The 17,564-nt window shown below is 64.6% G+C and carries 14 protein-coding genes and 1 pseudogene; 9 read left to right on the top strand and 6 right to left on the bottom strand.

Annotated elements, in window-relative coordinates; genetic code table 11:
* The first annotated feature begins 87 nt into the window (after positions 1 to 87).
* From trpC to SHTP_RS14315, 6 genes and pseudogenes are all read left to right on the top strand, one after another.
* Positions 88 to 906: an indole-3-glycerol phosphate synthase TrpC gene (gene trpC, locus SHTP_RS14340; RefSeq protein WP_011739717.1), complete on the top strand. Its 819-nt coding sequence runs from the start codon at positions 88 to 90 to the stop codon at positions 904 to 906.
* Between the two features lie 35 nt (positions 907 to 941).
* Positions 942 to 2,219, top strand: a complete 1,278-nt coding sequence (gene trpB, locus SHTP_RS14335) for a tryptophan synthase subunit beta (RefSeq protein WP_096370952.1) — start codon at positions 942 to 944, stop codon at positions 2,217 to 2,219.
* On the top strand, positions 2,219 to 3,031 hold the full coding sequence (gene trpA / locus SHTP_RS14330) for a tryptophan synthase subunit alpha (protein ID WP_036427377.1): 813 nt from the start codon (positions 2,219 to 2,221) through the stop codon (positions 3,029 to 3,031). Before trpB ends, trpA begins: the two co-directional genes overlap by 1 nt.
* Positions 3,028 to 4,368, top strand: a pseudogene (locus tag SHTP_RS14325) (prolipoprotein diacylglyceryl transferase); the annotation flags it as partial. The gene trpA and the pseudogene SHTP_RS14325, both read left to right, overlap by 4 nt.
* 666 nt (positions 4,369 to 5,034) lie before the next feature.
* A complete protein-coding gene (locus SHTP_RS14320; protein ID WP_012394163.1) occupies positions 5,035 to 5,430 on the top strand; it encodes an NINE protein in 396 nt (131 codons plus the stop codon).
* Positions 5,420 to 5,860: a DUF2752 domain-containing protein gene (locus SHTP_RS14315; RefSeq protein ID WP_231991613.1), complete on the top strand. Its 441-nt coding sequence runs from the start codon at positions 5,420 to 5,422 to the stop codon at positions 5,858 to 5,860. The genes SHTP_RS14320 and SHTP_RS14315 overlap by 11 nt, the downstream gene beginning before the upstream one ends.
* A 21-nt stretch (positions 5,861 to 5,881) precedes the next feature.
* On the opposite strand, the gene SHTP_RS14310 is transcribed toward SHTP_RS14315, so the two are convergent.
* Positions 5,882 to 6,619, bottom strand: a complete 738-nt coding sequence (locus tag SHTP_RS14310; RefSeq protein WP_096370950.1) for a cutinase family protein — start codon at positions 6,617 to 6,619, stop codon at positions 5,882 to 5,884.
* A 424-nt stretch (positions 6,620 to 7,043) separates the two neighbouring features.
* Between SHTP_RS14310 and pyk the strand changes: the two genes are divergently transcribed.
* From pyk to SHTP_RS14295, 3 genes are all read left to right on the top strand, one after another.
* Positions 7,044 to 8,462, top strand: coding sequence for a pyruvate kinase (pyk, locus tag SHTP_RS14305; protein ID WP_096372473.1), 1,419 nt, complete (start codon positions 7,044 to 7,046; stop codon positions 8,460 to 8,462).
* 99 nt (positions 8,463 to 8,561) lie between these two features.
* The gene (locus SHTP_RS14300; protein ID WP_231991464.1) at positions 8,562 to 9,542 is read left to right on the top strand and encodes an acyl-CoA thioesterase II; all 981 of its coding nucleotides are present in this window, start codon (positions 8,562 to 8,564) and stop codon (positions 9,540 to 9,542) included.
* Between the two features lie 56 nt (positions 9,543 to 9,598).
* Positions 9,599 to 10,999: a bifunctional lysylphosphatidylglycerol flippase/synthetase MprF gene (locus tag SHTP_RS14295; RefSeq protein ID WP_096370949.1), complete on the top strand. Its 1,401-nt coding sequence runs from the start codon at positions 9,599 to 9,601 to the stop codon at positions 10,997 to 10,999.
* Here SHTP_RS14295 and cydC read toward each other — a convergent pair.
* The 5 genes from cydC to SHTP_RS14270 form a co-directional block, all read right to left on the bottom strand.
* Positions 10,961 to 12,655, bottom strand: a complete 1,695-nt coding sequence (cydC, locus tag SHTP_RS14290; RefSeq protein WP_096370948.1) for a thiol reductant ABC exporter subunit CydC — start codon at positions 12,653 to 12,655, stop codon at positions 10,961 to 10,963. The two genes, SHTP_RS14295 and cydC, sit on opposite strands and share 39 nt — an antisense overlap.
* Positions 12,642 to 14,264: a thiol reductant ABC exporter subunit CydD gene (gene cydD / locus SHTP_RS14285; RefSeq protein ID WP_096370947.1), complete on the bottom strand. Its 1,623-nt coding sequence runs from the start codon at positions 14,262 to 14,264 to the stop codon at positions 12,642 to 12,644. The genes cydC and cydD overlap by 14 nt, the downstream gene beginning before the upstream one ends.
* A 62-nt stretch (positions 14,265 to 14,326) precedes the next feature.
* Positions 14,327 to 15,367, bottom strand: coding sequence for a cytochrome d ubiquinol oxidase subunit II (cydB, locus tag SHTP_RS14280; protein WP_096370946.1), 1,041 nt, complete (start codon positions 15,365 to 15,367; stop codon positions 14,327 to 14,329).
* Positions 15,368 to 15,414: 47 nt separating this feature from the next.
* A complete protein-coding gene (locus tag SHTP_RS14275) occupies positions 15,415 to 16,872 on the bottom strand; it encodes a cytochrome ubiquinol oxidase subunit I (RefSeq protein WP_096370945.1) in 1,458 nt (485 codons plus the stop codon).
* Positions 16,873 to 16,975: 103 nt separating this feature from the next.
* Entirely contained in the window at positions 16,976 to 17,554 is a 579-nt protein-coding gene (locus SHTP_RS14270) for an HdeD family acid-resistance protein (protein ID WP_096370944.1), read from the bottom strand.
* Positions 17,555 to 17,564 lie beyond the last annotated feature (10 nt).

The raw sequence follows: 17,564 nt of genomic DNA, 5'->3' as shown, positions 1-17,564 counted from the left end.
AAGGGTGCGCCGACGGTCGCTACCCTTCATGGACGTCGTCGTAAATCGGCTGTAGAGCCTGGTTTAAATCGGAAGGAAACGACAGGCATGAGTCCGGCAACAGTGCTTGACTCCATTCTCGAGGGAGTCCGGGCCGACGTTGCCGCGCGCGAGGCGCTTGTCGGCATGACCGAGATCAAGGCCGCCGCCGCGGCGGCGCCGCCGCCACTGGACGTGATGGCCGCCCTGCGTCAGCCGGGTATTGGTGTCATCGCCGAGGTGAAGCGTGCCAGCCCATCTGCTGGCTCGTTGGCGCCCATCACCGACCCCGCCAAGCTGGCGCGTGCCTATGAGGATGGCGGCGCGCGCATCATCAGTGTGTTGACCGAGGGCCGACGTTTTCAGGGTTCGCTCGACGATCTCGATGCGGTGCGCGCGGCAGTCTCTATTCCGCTATTGCGCAAAGACTTTGTGGTTCAGCCCTATCAGATCCATGAGGCGCGGGCGCACGGTGCGGACATGTTGCTGCTCATTGTCGCCGCATTGGACCAGTCAGCGCTGGTGTCCATGCTGGACCGGACCGAATCGCTGGGGATGACCGCGCTTGTCGAGGTGCACACCGAGCAGGAGGCGGACCGGGCATTGAAGGCTGGGGCCAAGGTCATCGGCGTCAATGCGCGCGATCTCACCACCTTGGAGGTGGACCGGGACTGCTTCGCGCGAATCGCTTCGGGATTACCCAGCAACGTGATCAGGATTGCCGAGTCCGGCGTGCGCGGCACCAATGATCTGCTGGCGTATGCCGGTGCTGGCGCAGACGCCGTGTTGGTCGGCGAAGGGCTGGTCAAGAGTGGTGACCCACGGGCGGCGGTTGCTGATCTGGTCACCGCAGGCACCCATCCGTCCTGCCCAAAACCAGCCCGCTAACCGGGGATGACAACCGTGCCCGTTGAGCTTCGGTGATGGCTGACCTATCTCGCCCAGACCTGCCGCGGACCAGTTCCGCGATTGCAGAACGGACCTCCCACGATCCCGATTCAGGCGGGCATTTCGGCGCCTACGGTGGCCGTTACGTCCCAGAGGCGCTCATGGCGGTGATCGAAGAGGTCACCGTCGCGTACGAGAAAGAGCGGGTAAACCAGGACTTCCTGGACACGCTCGATCGGCTGCAAACGCACTACGCCGGTCGGCCGTCGCCGCTGTACGAAGCCACCAGGCTCAGCGAGCACGCTGGCTCAGCTCGAATCTTCCTGAAGCGAGAAGACCTAAACCACACCGGCTCTCACAAAATCAACAATGTGCTCGGTCAGGCATTGCTGGCCCGCCGGATGGGGAAGACCCGGGTGATCGCCGAGACCGGCGCCGGACAGCATGGTGTGGCTACGGCCACCGCGTGTGCGCTGCTGGGCCTGGAATGTGTCATCTACATGGGGGCCGTTGACACCGCGCGTCAGGCGCTCAACGTAGCCAGGATGCGGTTGCTCGGCGCTGAGGTCGTCGCCGTGGAAACCGGTTCAAAAACCCTCAAAGACGCCATCAATGAGGCATTCCGGGATTGGGTCACCAACGCCGATCGCACCTACTACTGCTTTGGTACCGCGGCTGGGCCCCATCCCTTCCCGACCATGGTTCGCGATTTTCAGCGGATCATCGGCATGGAGGCTCGTGTGCAGATCCAAGGTCAGGCGGGCAAGCTGCCTGATGCGGTCGTGGCATGCGTCGGTGGAGGATCCAATGCAATCGGGATCTTTCATGCATTTCTCGACGATCCCGATGTTCGATTGGTGGGATTTGAGGCGGCAGGCGACGGCGTCGAGACGGGTCGGCACGCGGCGACGTTTGCCGGCGGTTCGCCCGGAGCGTTCCAGGGCTCCTGCTCCTACTTGCTGCAGGACGAAGACGGTCAAACCATCGAATCCCATTCGATCTCAGCGGGTCTGGACTATCCCGGGGTCGGCCCCGAACATGCCTGGCTCAAGGACATCGGGCGCGTCACTTACCAGCCGATTACCGACTCCGAGGCGATGGAGGCATTCGGCCTGCTATGCCGGATGGAAGGCATCATCCCCGCCATCGAATCCGCCCATGCGGTGGCCGGTGCTCTCAAGCTGGGTCGTGAGCTGGGAAAGGGTGCGGTGATTGTGGTGAATTTGTCGGGGCGGGGCGACAAGGATGTCGAAACGGCCGCCAAATGGTTCGGTCTGCTGACGCCTGGCGGCAGCGCGAACAAGTCGGTTTGATCATGACTGTTGAACAACGCGAAGCCAGCAGGCTGGGACCGCTTTTCGATTCGTGCCGCGCAGAAAATCGCGCGGCGTTGATCGGATATCTGCCCACCGGTTACCCCGACGTGAACACATCGGTGCGAGCGATGACTGAGCTCGTCGAATCAGGTTGCGACATAGTCGAAGTCGGCGTTCCCTACTCGGATCCGGGCATGGATGGCCCGACTATCCAGCGGGCTACCGAGGCGGCGCTGAGCGGGGGAGTGCGAGTCCGGGACGCGTTGACCGCGGTCGAATCGATAAGCAAGGCCGGCGGGCGTGCCGTTGTGATGACGTACTGGAACCCGGTGCTGCGGTACGGGGTCGATGCATTCGCACGGGATCTGGCGGCCGCCGGCGGGCACGGGCTGATCACTCCCGACCTCATCCCCGACGAGGCCCAACAGTGGCTTGCCGCCTCCGATGAACACGGGCTGGACCGCATCTTTCTGGTGGCGCCGTCGTCAACACCCGAACGCCTGGCCAACACCGTCGCGGCGTCACGCGGGTTTGTATATGCCGCGTCGACCATGGGGGTGACCGGCGCGCGCGACGCTGTGTCGAACGCTGCGCCCGATCTGGTGGCGAGGGTCAAGGCGGTGTCTGACATACCCGTCGGTGTTGGTTTGGGGGTGCGGTCGCGGGAACAGGCCGCCGAGATCGGCCGCTACGCCGACGGTGTCATCGTGGGATCGGCGTTGGTATCGGCGTTGGGCGACGGATTGCCGAGTTTGCGCTCACTGACGGAGGAACTTGCCGCTGGCGTTCGCCAGAGGAACTCGCCATGACGGCGACCGTACTTGCGTATTTCCCCAGTCCGCCGCGTGGCGTCTGGCATCTCGGGCCACTGCCGATTCGCGCGTACGCATTCTTCATCATCATCGGGATCGTTATGGGCCTGATGATCGGTGACCGGCGTTTCGCCGCACGCGGCGGTGAGCGCGGGGTGATCTACGACATCGCTTTGTGGATGGTCCCGTTTGGTTTGATCGGCGGGCGTCTGTACCACCTGAGCACCGACTGGCAGACATACTTTGGCGAAGGCGGCGCCGGGTTGGGCGCGGCGCTGCGCATCTGGGATGGCGGCCTCGGTATCTGGGGTGCAGTGACGCTGGGCACCGTTGGAGCCTGGATCGGCTGTCGTCGTCGCGGAATTCCACTACCTGCCTTCTTGGACGCGGTCGCACCAGGCGTGGTGATGGGCCAAGCGATCGGTCGGCTCGGGAATTACTTCAACCAGGAGCTGTACGGCCGCGAGACCACGGTGCCGTGGGGCCTGGAGATTTTCTATCGTCGGGATCCCTCCGGATTCGTCGACGTTCATTCGCTCGACGGCGTCTCGACCGGGCAGGTCGCGGTCGTGGTGCAACCGACGTTCCTCTACGAGTTGATTTGGAACCTGCTGGTATTCGCCGCGTTGATCTATCTGGACCGCCGCTTCACAATCGGTCACGGTCGATTGTTCGCGTCCTATGTGGCCTTGTATTGCGTCGGGCGGTTCTGCGTCGAGTTGTTGCGCGACGACACCGCTACACACATCGCTGGCATCCGAATCAACTCTTTCACGTCGACGTTCGTGTTCATTGGCGCAGTTGTCTACATCATCTTGGCGCCCAAAGGCCGCGAGGATCCGGCAAGCGTGCGTGGTACGGCCGCCGCTGCTGACGAAGTGCCCGAACCCGAACCTGCCGGCGAGGTCGCGACCGCCGCAGCGCCAGCTGACGATACGGAAGGCGACGAGCCAACCGGACTGGCAGAAACGGCCAAGGCGGCCGAAGTCGCCGAACCAGAAACCGTTGGTTCGGCGGTCGCCGGAGATGAGTCGACAGCCGATACCGAAGCGTCCGACGCGGTCGAGGGTGAGGTTGGCGAGGCTGCTGAGGCTGAGGCGCCTGAGGCTGAGGTGGGTGAGGTAGAGGTTGCTGAGGCGGTCGAGGGTGAGGTTGAGGCGGCTGCTGAGGCTGAAGAGGCTGAGGTGGGTGAGGTAGAGGCGGTTGACGAGGCGGCTGAGGCTGAGGCACCCGAGGTGGGTGAGATAGAGGCTGCCGAGGCGGTCGAGGGTGAGGTCGAAGTGGCCGCTGAGGCCGAAGAGGCTGAGGCGGGCGAGGACGAGCCAAAAGAGGCAGAAGAGGTCGCTGAGGCCGAGGGGTCTGAGGCCGAGGACAAGACAGCGCAGGCCATAGATGGTGGCCAAACGGGGGTTGACGAGGCAGGCGAGGCCGATGCTGAGCCAGACGACGACTCCACCGCGGCAGAACCCGAGGTCGTGGTCGAGCAAGCAGATATCGAAGAGATCGAACCCCAAGAGCCCGAAGCGGAGGCGGTGGCGGCCGCTGAAGCGACGGACGCCGACGAGGGTGATGGCGAGCCCGCCGAGCCGGCGAGCGACGATCTCGACGCTGTCGCGGCCGAGGACGCTGACGTTGACGCCACGGCAACCGAAGCCGAAGAATCCGGCGATGAGTCGCCCGAGCCCGCCGCAGACTCCGAGGAGCCCGAAGCCGACGAGTCCGCACCGGAGGACTCGGCCGAGGACACTTCGTCCGGTGAATCCGACACCCAAAGTGAGTTGGAGCAGAGCCAAACTATCGAGCAGGGCTCCGACCAAACCTCGGCTGGCGACGGCGAGGGCCCGCCTCCGGGCGCGGCGGTGGACGGCGATACCGGCCCAACCCGGCAAGGTTGGCGTGGCCGGCTGAGGAACCGGATGCGTCGTTCGGGCCGGTAGCCGTCAGGCCGCCAAGTTCGGCGAGCGGCTCGGGCACCAGCTCATCGGATCTGGCATGCTGAAATGGTGACTGACCAGTCGTGGGCCGGCGGCGGCGCTGGTCCCGGACAGCAACCGGGATACCCGCCGCCATTTCCGCCGCCGTACTATCCGGACTACTCGGCGCCCCGCAGTTACTACGACCCAGCGGCGCCTTTTGGCCGGCATCCCGTTACCGGCCAGCCGTTTTCAGATAAGTCGAAGACGGTTGCGGGGTTGCTGCAGCTACTGGGGCTGTTCGGAATCGCGGGCATCGGCCGGATCTACATGGGTCACACCGGGATGGGTATCGCGCAATTACTTGTGGGCTGGTTGACGTGTGGCCTAGGCGCCTTGGTCTGGGGTGTCATTGACGCGGTGCTGATCTTGACCGACAAAGTCAGCGACCCGTGGGGTCGCCCGTTGCGTGATGGAACCTAGTCAGGGCTGCGCCGAGCCGGGGCGGCGCGATGTACATAGCCAGCGCCCCGGCCGCTATGGCGCCGTAGCGTCGGCCGGATTGTTGGCCGCGGCCCTTGGCTACATCGGTTTGGTCGACCCGCACGGCGCGAATTCGGCCTGCCCAGCGTGTCCGTTCAAGTGGCTCACCGGTTGGGATTGTCCCGCCTGCGGCGGCCTACGGATGGTGCATGACCTGTTGCACGGTGACCTGGTGGCCAGCATCAACGACAACATCTTCCTGCTTGTCGGGATCCCTGTGCTGGGAGCGTGGGCCCTGCTGCGCCGACGCCGGGGCCGCACATCGCTGCCGCTAGCGGCGATGATCGTGGTCGGGGTAGCGATGATCGTATGGACGGTGCTGCGCAACCTGCCCGGATTTCCGCTGGTGCCCGCCGTCTATGGTCTTTGACCGCGGTCGAGGGCACTGTCCTCAGTTGCCGAAACCGGACGACGGAGCCGGCACCGGCCCGCCTGGGTCTCCACCGAGTCGGCTGGCGGCAAACGCCACCCCCTGATCGACCACGGCCCCGTCGTCGGCGTAGGCATTATGCGCGGCGAAATTGAGGCCGTCGGAACAAACCGGATCCTCGGGGACGCAGACCTTGATGGTCTTCGCCTGGTAGGCAGGGCCGATTTCAACGGCGGGTTCACCCAGAAAGTCCATGGCCCGCACATTCGGCATGCCGAACAGGACCACCGCAGCGACGTGCTCAGCCACATCCGGTTGCAGCGGCTTGGGGACGGTCGCGGGATCGACTCCGGCTGGCACCGCAGCAGAGGTGACAAAGCCCATCACCGCTGCGCCCTGTGAGTAGCCGCCCAGCACCATCTTGGTCTGGGGGCATTGTCCCGCCATCGAAACGACATGAGTGCCCGCATCTCTGATGCCGTCCAGGCCGGTGTCCCAGTTGTCGCTGGCCGGATAGTTGACCGGGTACACGTCGAGTGATCGCCCGCCGATGTGCGAACGCAGAGAGTTGACGAATGCCTGGCCGGTGGGGCCAAGGCCGGGCGGTTCGCCGGTGCCGCGGGCAAACACCACCTCGACATCGGGGCATGGCTCGGCGGATGCAGACGGAATGGCGACGGCAGAAAACACGGAAGCGCTGAGGCCGCAAGCCGTTATCACCGCCGGCCCTAGGAAACGGACGACGTGAGATGCATTCATGCCGCTGTAGTTGCCCGTGTGACCAGTTTCTCAAACTGGGAATTGTTCGGCACCTTTTGCAAGAGGCGTGTCCGGCATCTCCGCCGGACCCGCGCACGCCCTTGCCCGCGGGGCTGTTGAGCTGAAACTCGCGTTCGGCTGGCGGCGGGCCCGCGCGTGCGTCGACCCGCGCCGCGCTGGCCCGGATCCCAAAGTTGCCCGGGCAGCGCAGACTTCCAGCGCCGGATCCAGCCCCGCATCCGAGGTTGGCGGCGGTGGACGCGGGTGACGATGTGCCTTGGTCACCGCGGGTTTTGGTGCCCCGCCAGAGGACTCCGTTGCACTAACGGTGAGCGAAGCCGCGGTTGATGATCCGCGGATCCAATCCGGGCCGATATCAGTGCGAAACACCGGCGACTCACAACCACGACTATGCTTTGACGGCGTGACTAGACGCGGAAAGATCGTCTGCACCCTCGGGCCGGCTACGCAACAGGACGACTTGGTCAAAGAGCTGGTCGAAGCCGGAATGGACGTCGCCCGAATGAACTTCAGCCACGGCGACTACGCGGATCACGAAGCCGCATATGAACGCGTGCGTGTTGCCTCTGACGCCACGGGGCGTGCGGTCGGCGTGCTCGCCGATCTGCAAGGCCCGAAGATCAGGTTGGGCCGCTTCGCTGATGGGCCGACCTATTGGGCTGACGGGGACACGGTCCGGATCACGGTCGAGGAGTGTGAAGGGTGCCGTGACCGGGTATCCACCACCTACAAGAGGCTGGCCCAGGATGCGGTAGCCGGTGACCGAGTGCTCGTTGATGACGGCAAGGTCGGGTTGATCGTCGATCACATCAACGGCAACGACGTGGTCTGCACAGTCGTAGAAGGCGGCCCGGTCAGCAACAACAAGGGAATCTCCCTGCCGGGGATGAATGTATCTGCGCCGGCGCTATCGGAGAAGGACATCGACGACCTCACGTTCGCGCTCAACCTGGGTGTCGACATGGTCGCGCTGTCCTTCGTGCGGTCGCCTTCGGACGTGGAACTCGTGCATGAGGTGATGGACCGGATCGGCCGGCGAGTTCCGGTGATCGCGAAGCTGGAAAAGCCCGAAGCGATCGACAATCTCGAAGCCATCGTGTTGGCATTCGACGCCGTCATGGTGGCCCGCGGCGACCTGGGGGTAGAGCTGCCGCTGGAAGAGGTCCCGCTGGTACAGAAGCGGGCCATCCAGATCGCCCGGGAGAACGCCAAACCGGTGATCGTGGCGACCCAGATGCTCGACTCGATGATCGAGAACTCGCGGCCCACCCGTGCCGAGGCCTCTGACGTCGCCAACGCCGTGCTTGACGGCGCCGATGCCCTGATGCTGTCCGGTGAGACCTCGGTGGGCAAGTACCCACTTGCTGCGGTCCGGACGATGTCGCGCATCGTCTGCGCGGTTGAAGAGAACTCGACGGCGGCCCCGCCGTTGACCCATGTGCCGCGCACCAAGCGGGGAGTGATCTCCTATGCGGCCCGCGACATCGGTGAACGACTCGACGCCAAGGCGTTGGTCGCCTTCACTCAGTCCGGCGATACCGTGCGACGGCTTGCTCGGCTGCATACCCCATTGCCGCTGCTGGCCTTCACCGCTTGGCCCGAGGTGCGCAGTCAGCTCGCGATGACCTGGGGCACCGAGACTTTCATCGTCCCGGAGATGGACTCGACTGACGGCATGATTCGGCAGGTCGACAAATCGCTGCTAGAACTCGGCCGCTACAAGCGTGGTGATCTCGTGGTCATCGTCGCGGGTGCACCGCCGGGGACCGTGGGTTCGACCAATCTGATTCACGTGCACCGGATCGGTGAGGACGACGTCTAACCTGGTCCAGGAGCCGGGGAATTGAGTCCCACCCAGGAATCCGCGCGACCGCGAAGCGCCGCCTGAGCTGGGCCACCGAATCTGGAGGAGAGCGAGCCCATGCCGGCCGGCGATGAGCCCAACGTGCGAGACGAAGCCAAGTCGGACTTCGAGGAACTGCTCGCGGTCCTAGACCTCAAACGCGTCGCGGATGATCGGTTCATCGGGGCCCATCCCAGCAAGAACCCGATGCGAACATTTGGTGGGCTGCTGATGGCTCAGTCATTTGTTGCCAACAGCCGCACGTTGCTTCGAGACGATCTACCGCCCAGCGCGCTTTCGGTGCACTTCATCAACGGTGGCGACACGACGAAAGACATCGAATTCCAGGTGGTGCGGCTGCGCGACGAGCGTCGTTTCGCCAATCGACGGATCGACGCGGTGCAGAATGGGACGCTGCTGTCCTCGGCGATGATCTCCTACATGTCGGGCGGGCGTGGGCTCGAGCATGGTGTCGAGCCGCCGCCGGTGGCCGATCCAGAAACTCGCCCGCCCATTGGCGAGCTGCTGCGCGGCTACGAGGAGACCGTTCCGCACTTCGTCAACGCGCTGCAGCCGATCGAATGGCGCTACACCAACGATCCGTCCTGGGTGATGCGTGACAAAGGGGAGCGGCTGCACTACAATCGGGTCTGGGTAAAGGCTTTGGGTAAACTGCCCGACGATCCGATCCTGCACACCGCGACGATGCTGTATTCCTCGGATACCACCGTGCTGGACTCGGTGATCACCACCCACGGCCTGTCCTGGGGGTTTGACCGCATTTTCGCCGCCTCGGCCAACCATTCGGTGTGGTTTCACCGGCAGGTCGACTTCAACGATTGGGTGCTGTATTCCACATCGTCACCGGTGGCGGCAGACTCACGCGGCCTGGGCACTGGGCACTTCTTCAATCGCACCGGCCAGCCGGTGGCGACGGTGGTGCAGGAAGGCGTGCTGAAGTATTTCCCCGCCGCACGACGACAGACCCCGCGCGAGGATGCGCGCAGCGGCGACGACAAGCACCTGAACTTGGGCCGGTCCGGCTCTGCTCAGACGTAACGTTCCTGGTAGTAGGCGCACCGCCCAGCTGAGAATCGCGCTGTCGGGAGGTGAGTGTGGACGGATCGTCGGTCGAGGTTGTGCCGCGCGTTCGGGCACGCGAACGCGTTGTCGTCAACGTCGACTCTGTCACCGCCCGCTGCGTTGGGGCACTGGCGGTGTTCTGCGCGGTCTGCTGGCTCATTGCGTTGCTGGCCCGAAACTACCGGCACGAGGATTGGCAGGCCGCTGGCCGGCTGAGCTGGTCGTTGACGGTGCTGGCCGCGGTGGCGCTGATCGCGCGAGGCATCTTCCTGGGGCGCCCGGTGACTGCGATGCATGCGATTGTGGCCGCCTTGATCCTGGTCCTTGGCTTGGGCGCGCATGTGTTGTCTTTTAGTCTGGCCGGTGAACTATTGATCGCCGGATCGGGACTGGTGCTGATGTGGCCAACGTCGGCGCATCCGCGGCCCGAGGAACTACCGCGAGTGTGGGCCTTGATCAACGCCACCAGTGCGGATCCGTTGGCGCCGTTCGCGATGCAGGCGGGCAAGTGTTATCACTTCAACGCGGCCGGCACCGCGGCGCTGGCATATCGGACGCGGATGGGTTTTGCGGTCGTCGCCGGCGACCCCATTGGTGCGGAATCGCAGTTTCCGCAACTGATCGCCGACTTCGCCGCCATGTGTCACACCCACGGCTGGCGGATCGCGGTCTTGGCTTGCAGCGAGCGGCGGCTTGACCTATGGGCCGACCGTGCGGTGGTCGGCCAATCCCTGCGCGCGGTTCCCATCGGTTGCGATGTCGTCATCGACGTGCGGAGCTTCGCCATGGTGGGCCGAAAGTTCCGCAACCTGCGTCAGGCCGTCAAGCGCACCCGCAACGCGGGCATCACCACCGAAATCGTGGCCGAGCAGGAGCTCGACGACACACGGCGGGCAGAGCTGGCCGAGATGCTGCTGGCATCACCCAAAGGGGCCCGAAACGACCGTGGCTTCTGCATGAGTCTGGACGGCGTGCTCGAAGGTACATACCGCGGGGTGCAGCTGATCATTGCTCGCGATGTTTCCGGGCGGGTACAGGGATTTGACCGGTTCACGACGGCCGGGCGCGGTAGCGACTACTCCCTGGATGTGCCGTGGCGTCGGAGTGGGGCCCCGAACGGGATCGACGAACGGCTCAGCGTCGACATGATCATTGCTGCCAAAGACGCGGGGGCGCAGCGACTGTCACTGGCATTCGCGGCGTTTCCGGAAATCTTCTACGAGTGTCACCGTAGCCGGCCGCAGCGCCTGTTCTACCTGTTGATCCACTTGCTTGACCCCTTGATCTCCCTCGAGTCGCTGTACCGCTACCTGTGCAAGTTCTACGCGCTCGACCAGCGGCGGTATGCGTTGATCACCGTGACTCAGGTCATTCCGCTGCTGGTCGTACTGCTCTCACTGGAGTTCATGCCGCGCCGGCGTCACCTTCGGTGAAACCTCTTGCCGGGAAGGGATGTTCATTCGGTCACACCGAATGTTTTCGGAGACGTGGTGGGTGGCCACCACGATGGTCTTGGCGACGGGTAGCAGACCGGTCTCCGAGGATAGGAGGTCACGAAGAATGCGATCGGCGTCGATTGCGTCGAGGTGCTCGGTGGGTTCGTCGAGGAGCACGATCTGGGCAGGCGAAAGCGCTGCGCGGGCGAGCAGGAGCCGTCGGCGCTGGCCCGCGGAGACCGCCTGCGCGCCACCGATCAAGACCGTCGACAGGCCGTGGGGAAGACCGGCGAGCCACGCGCCGAGGCCGACCTTATCCAGGGTGGTCACCAGCTCGTCATCGGTGCAATCTCCGCGGACAACCAGCAAGTTGTCGCGCACGGTAGTCGCGAAGATGTGCGCGTCTTCAGCGAAAAACCCAATGGTGCTGCGTAATTCGGCGTCATCGAACCGGGTCAGACTGATTCCGTTCAATAGCACCTGCCCCTGTAGCGGCGATAGCAGCCCGGCCAGGGTCATTAGTAGGGTCGTCTTTCCGGAGCCGCTGGGGCCCGTGACGGCCAGCCGAGCCCCCGGTGACAGCTCGATCGTGGTCCGGGTGGCGTGGGCCCGTGAATGGCCGGAATAGATATCCGCTGACAGCTGGCCGAGCGTGGGGGATTCCAGCGTTGCGATCGCGGTATCGGTCGGCGGGTTGACGTCGCGCCCAGCGAGTTCGATCAACCGGTGCAACGCGATTCGGGACCGGGTCAGCTGAACCGCAGCGGCCGGGAGAGCGTTCGTGGCCTCCAAGGCAGACAGAGGCAACAACATCAGGACGGCCAGGGTGGTGGGCGCGACGGTGGGGGCCATGAGGATTCCGGCCACCACCGCTCCGAGCACGCTTGTTCCGATTGCCGCTGTCGGTACGGCTTCGGCGATCGCGGCGGGACGCGCCGCCGCATCCATGGCCTCGCCCCAGGCATGTTGTTGCCGTTGTGATTTCGCGATCACTGCAGGTAGCACGCCGCCGACCCGGAGCTCGGGGGCATGTTCGAGGGCGACCATCGCCGACTCATCCCGGCCGGCATGATGCTGGCGGGCCAGCGCTTCCTGTGATTGCGCCGCTCTGCGGGCAAGCGACGGCGCAATTATCCCGGCCACGATGAAGCACATCGTCAACACGGCAGCTGCCGGCAGTGATATGACCGCGACCACCCCGATCGCAGCCGGTACCAGCACCGCCGCCACGCCCACCGGAACCAGGGCGCGCACCAGCACGTCAGCCAAGGTGTCAACGTCGCTACCGACGCGCGCCACCAGGTCGCCGCTGGATAACCGGAATGCCGCTGCTACCGGTCCTTCGGCTAGTCGCTGATAGATCCGGGCACGCGCGGTGCCTGCCGCGCGTAGCGCGATGTCGTGGGTGGCCAGTCGTTCGCAATAGTGCAGAACGCCCCGCGAGATCGCGAACGTCCGCACCGCGACGACGGCGATCGATAGGTCAAGCACCGGCGGCATCTGCGATGCCCGGGTTATCAGCCAGGCCGACACGCCGGCCAGTGCCAGGGCGCTGCCCAGGGACAACACCCCTAGGGCGATCGCGGCGAGCACCCGGGGCAGCCTCGGACGCAACAGGTCGTATGCGGCCGATAGGGAATCAGACCGGGACATAGCCGGCCTGTGTATCGAGTCCGTCGCGGGTTACCTCGACTACCTGGTCGCCGATGGCAACCACCGGTTCGCGATGTCCGACCACCACCACGGTCGCACCGGTGCGGGCCCGTGCGGCGATGGCCTGCAGCACTTGCTCCTCGGTGCGCGAGTCCAGGTGTGCGGTGGGCTCGTCGAGTAGCAGCACCGGGGAAGGCGATCCCAGGACGCGGGCCAGGGCCAAACGTTGTCGCTGCCCCAGCGACAAACCGACGCCGTCTCGGCCCAGCACCGTGTCCAATCCGTCCGGGAGCTCAGCCAGGACCGCGTCGAAGCCCGATGCTGCGCAGGCGCTGTCCAAATCGGCCGGCTCACCAAGTAGCACCAGGTTGTCACGGACCGTTCCGGGGATCAGCACCGAACGCTGCGGCAACCAGGACAACTGGCGCCACCAGTCGACGGGATCCAGCTCGCTGATGTCGATTCCAGCGACGGTAAACCGCCCGTTTGACGGCGTGGTGAGCCCCGCGATCAGCTGCAATGTGGTGCTCTTGCCCGCGCCGTTTTGTCCGGTCAGCACCGTCACCTGGCCGGGTTCGATGGTGGCGGTCAAGTTGTGTGGTGATCGGCCGTCGCGTCCGGTGACGCTGAGATTTTGGAGGTGGATCGTCGCCCCACGGGCGGTTACCGCTCGTCGAGCCGGTGGGGTGCAAGCCGTTTCGCCGATGAGCGTGAATGCCTGGTCGGCCGCGGATTTCCCGTCCTGGGCGGCGTGAAACTCCACGCCAATGCGGCGCAGCGGCCAGTACACGTCCGGGGCCAGCAGTAACACCGTGAGACCGGCGGTCAGTGTCATTTCACCGAACACCAAGCGCAGTCCGATGCTGACGGCAATCACAGCCACGCCCAGAGTCGCCAGCAGTTCGAGCACCAGAGCTGACAAGAAGGCAATTCGCAGTGTCGCCAGGGCCGAGCGCCGATGCGCGGCGCTGAGCTCGGCGATGCGTTGTTCAGGGCCGGAGGCTCGGTCCAGCGCCCGCAGGGTGGGGATTCCGGCGATCAGATCCAGCAATCGGGCCTGCAAGGTGGCCATTGCGGCCAGAGCCGCCGCTGACCGCTCAGCGGTAGCCAACCCGATCAAGACCATGAAGACCGGGATCAGCGGAAGGGTGATCACCGCGATCAGCGCCGACTTCACGTCGTAGACCGCGATCGTCACCACGGTGGCCGGGGTCAGGATCGCCGCAAGAAACAGCGTGGGCAGGTAACCGGTGAAATAGGGTCGCAAGCCGTCCAGTCCGCGGGTTACCACCACCGCGGCGGCATCGCGTTGTGCCGCCAATTCGTTGGGCTGGCGGGCCGTCACCGACTCCAGCACCTGCCCACTGAGCTCGGCGATCACCGCGCTGGCCCCGCGCTGGCCCAGGCGCGCCTGCAGCCAGTGCGTCACCGCGCGCAACGCCCACAGCGCCGACAACATCAACAGCGAGCCCAGCCAGCAGCGTAGACACCGCGCCGAGGGGTCGCTGGCGACGCGCGCGACCATGCTCGCCAGCACGATCGCCGACGCAATGGCACAGCCCGAGATGACCACTCCGCAGGTCACCGGGGCGATCAGATAGCACCGCAACGCGGCCGACGCCCGCCACAGCCGCGGGTCCAGCGGCGCGCGGGTGGTCGAGGCCCTTGCGGTCAGGAGGGGCGCCTAGCCAGACCTATCGACGGCGGTATCCGCTCGGCCGAAATCCGCTGCCGGAAGACCCAGTACGTCCAGGCCTGGTAGACCACCGTCAGCGGGGCGAACAACGCGGTAACCCAGGTCATGATCTTGAGCGTGTAGGGCGTCGAGGAGGCGTTGTAGATCGTTACGTTCCATCGCTCGTTGAGCGTCGACGGCACCAGATTCGGGTATAGGGCACCGAACAGCAGGAGCACCACGGCCGCCACTACCACCGCGATGCAGAGGAACGCCCAGCCATCGGATACGCGTCGCCAGACCAGCAGCACCGCCGCCAGCTGCGCAACCACGGCCACCCCCAGCAAGGCCCAGGTCCACTGCTTGCCATAAGCCAACTGGGTCCAAACCCCAAATCCGGCGACCAGGACCGTGACGGGAAGCGACAACACGACGGCAAACCGGTATGCGTCGTCGCGAATCGGGCCCGCCGTCTTCAAGGCGACAAACACCGCCCCGTAGAACAGAAACAGGCCGGCGGTGGCCAATCCGCCCAACAGGGTGTACGCGTTGAGCACATCGCCGATCGACAGGGCCACGCGATCGTTGGCATCGGCGGGCAGGCCTCGCACCAGGATGGCGAATGCGACGCCCCAGAGTATGGCCGGCAACCAGGACCCGGCTGCAATGCCGAAGTCGGCCAGCGCCCGCCACTTTGGGTCATCGACCTTGCCGCGCCACTCGATGGCCACCGAGCGCACGATCATGCCGAACAAGATGGCCAGCAGCGGCAAGTACAGCGTGGAGAACACCGTGGCGTACCAGCCGGGAAATGCGGCGAACATGGCCGCGCCGCTGGTGATCAGCCACACCTCGTTGCCGTCCCAAACCGGTCCAATGGTGTTGAGAGCGGTGCGCCGGTGGATCTCCGGATCACCCGTGCCGAAATGTGCGAAGGGTGCCATCAGCATGCCTACGCCGAAGTCGAATCCCTCGAGGATGAAGAATCCAAGGAACAGCACCGCGATGACAGCGAACCACAACTCTTGGAGTCCCAACGGTCAGCTCCCTTCTCTTGAGTTGGTGGCTTGGGCCTTGCCCGGTCTCAATAGGCGAACGACAGAGGTGCTACCTCGTCGTCGTCGGGTGCGCGTGGTGGAGCAGGCTCGGCGTCGTGTTCCAGCGGGCCCTCGACTATGTAGCGTTTGAGCAGCCAAAACCAGATGACCGCGAGCACCGCGTAGACAAGCGTGAATGTCACCAGGGAGGTGACGACCGTGGCGGTGGTCAGGTTGGACACCGCGGTTGCGACGGTGAGCCGAACGTTGGGGTCACCGGTTGGGTTCGGGGCCACGATCCAGGGCTGGCGGCCCATCTCGGTGAACACCCACCCGGAGATGTTGGCCAGGAACGGAGTCGGAATCGTCAGCAGCGCAAACCATCCGAACCAACGCTTGTCCGGGATGCGTCCACCGCGAGTCAGCCACAGCGCAAGCAACGCGAACAGGACTGGGATTGCCAGGAATCCGATCATGGCGCGAAACGACCAGTAGGTGACGAAGAGATTGGGGCGGTAGTCATTTGGACCGAATCGCTGTTGGTAGTCCCGTTGCAGGTCACGCACGCCTTGCAGGGTGACGTTGGTCGGCCTGCCCTGCGCCAGGATCGGTAATGCGTAGGGCACCTCGATGACTCGGGTGAGGCCATCGCAGTTGTTCTGCCGGCCCACCGTGAGGATGGAGAAGTTCGGATCGGTTTGGGTGTCGCACAATGACTCTGCCGAAGCCATCTTCATCGGCTGCTGCTGAAACATCAGCTTGCCTTGGTAGTCGCCGCTGAAGAACAGGCCGAGCGTGGCGATCAACGCCACCCAACACCCCAGGATGGTCGCCGGACGGTACATGGCCCGGGTACCCGGCGGTACGGGGGAATTCTTGGAACGCACCAGCCACCAGGCGCTCACGGCGGCGACGAACGTCCCGGCGGTGAGGAATGCGCCCGTGACCGTGTGGGCAAATGCGGTTCGCCCGGTGTTGTTGGTGAGCAAGGCCACGATGCTGTTCAGTTCGGCACGGTGGGTTTCGGGGTTGTAGTGCGCACCGACCGGGTGTTGCATGAACGAATTGGCCGTGATGATGAAGAACGCGGACACGTTCACGCTGATCGCGACTATCCAGATGCAGGCCAGGTGGACAAGGCGGGTCAACCTGCTCCAGCCGAAGATCCACAATCCGATGAAGGTGGATTCGAAGAAGAAGGCCATCAGGCCCTCCATGGCCAGGGGGGCGCCGAAGATGTCGCCGACGAACCGTGAGTACTCGCTCCAGTTCATTCCGAACTGGAATTCTTGGACGATCCCCGTCGCCACGCCGATGGCGAAGTTGATCAGGAACAACTTCCCGAAGAACTTGGTCAGTCGGTACCACGCGGGGTTGTCGGTGATCACCCAGGCCGTCTGCATGATGGCCAGCAGGGGAGCAAGGCCGATCGTGAGCGGTACGAAAATAAAGTGGTAGACGGTGGTGATACCGAACTGCCAACGCGAAACATCGACGACATTCATGTGCCATCTCCCGGGCCTGCGGGTGGTCTTACCGTGCTACGACGAAGTGTAGTAGGCCGGGCGGCTCCGACGCTAGCGTCAATTGAGCCACCCGGCCCGAGGGTCAGAGCCCTGGCGACTTAGATGCCTTGCGGATACCGAAGGACGACACGACTTCGAACGCGCCGATGACCACCAGCCACACGCCCACGACGATGGCCAGGGTGATGATCGACTCGAACGGCGCGCCCATCACCACCACGCCGGCGATCAGGCTGATGACACCGATGAAAATCGACCATCCGCGACCCGGCAGGGTGGGGTCGCTGATTGCCGACACCGTGGTGGCGACGCCGCGGAAGATGAATCCGATGCCGATCCAGATGGCCAGCAGCAAGACCGCATTGCCGAAGTGGCGGAAGGCCAGCACGGCCAGGATCAGCGAAGCCGCGCCGCTGATGAACAGCAGGATTCGACTGCCCGCCGACACATGCAGGCTGAACGCGAACATGACCTGCGCGATCCCGGTCAGGATGAGGTAGACGCCGAAGGCGACGGCAGCAACCAAGACCGAAATTCCTGGCCAGGCCAGGATTAACGCGCCAAGGATCAGCGACAGGATTCCCGATGTCAGCGTTGACTTCCACAGATGCGGTAACAAGCTTGGGACAGGTGAGGTTTCCATGGCCGCAGTGTGACACATGTGACGGTCC

This window comes from Mycobacterium ulcerans subsp. shinshuense (assembly GCF_002355775.1).
In the GTDB taxonomy this organism is placed as follows: Bacteria; Actinomycetota; Actinomycetes; order Mycobacteriales; family Mycobacteriaceae; genus Mycobacterium; species Mycobacterium marinum.
This window is presented reverse-complemented; position numbering and strand designations above follow the sequence as displayed.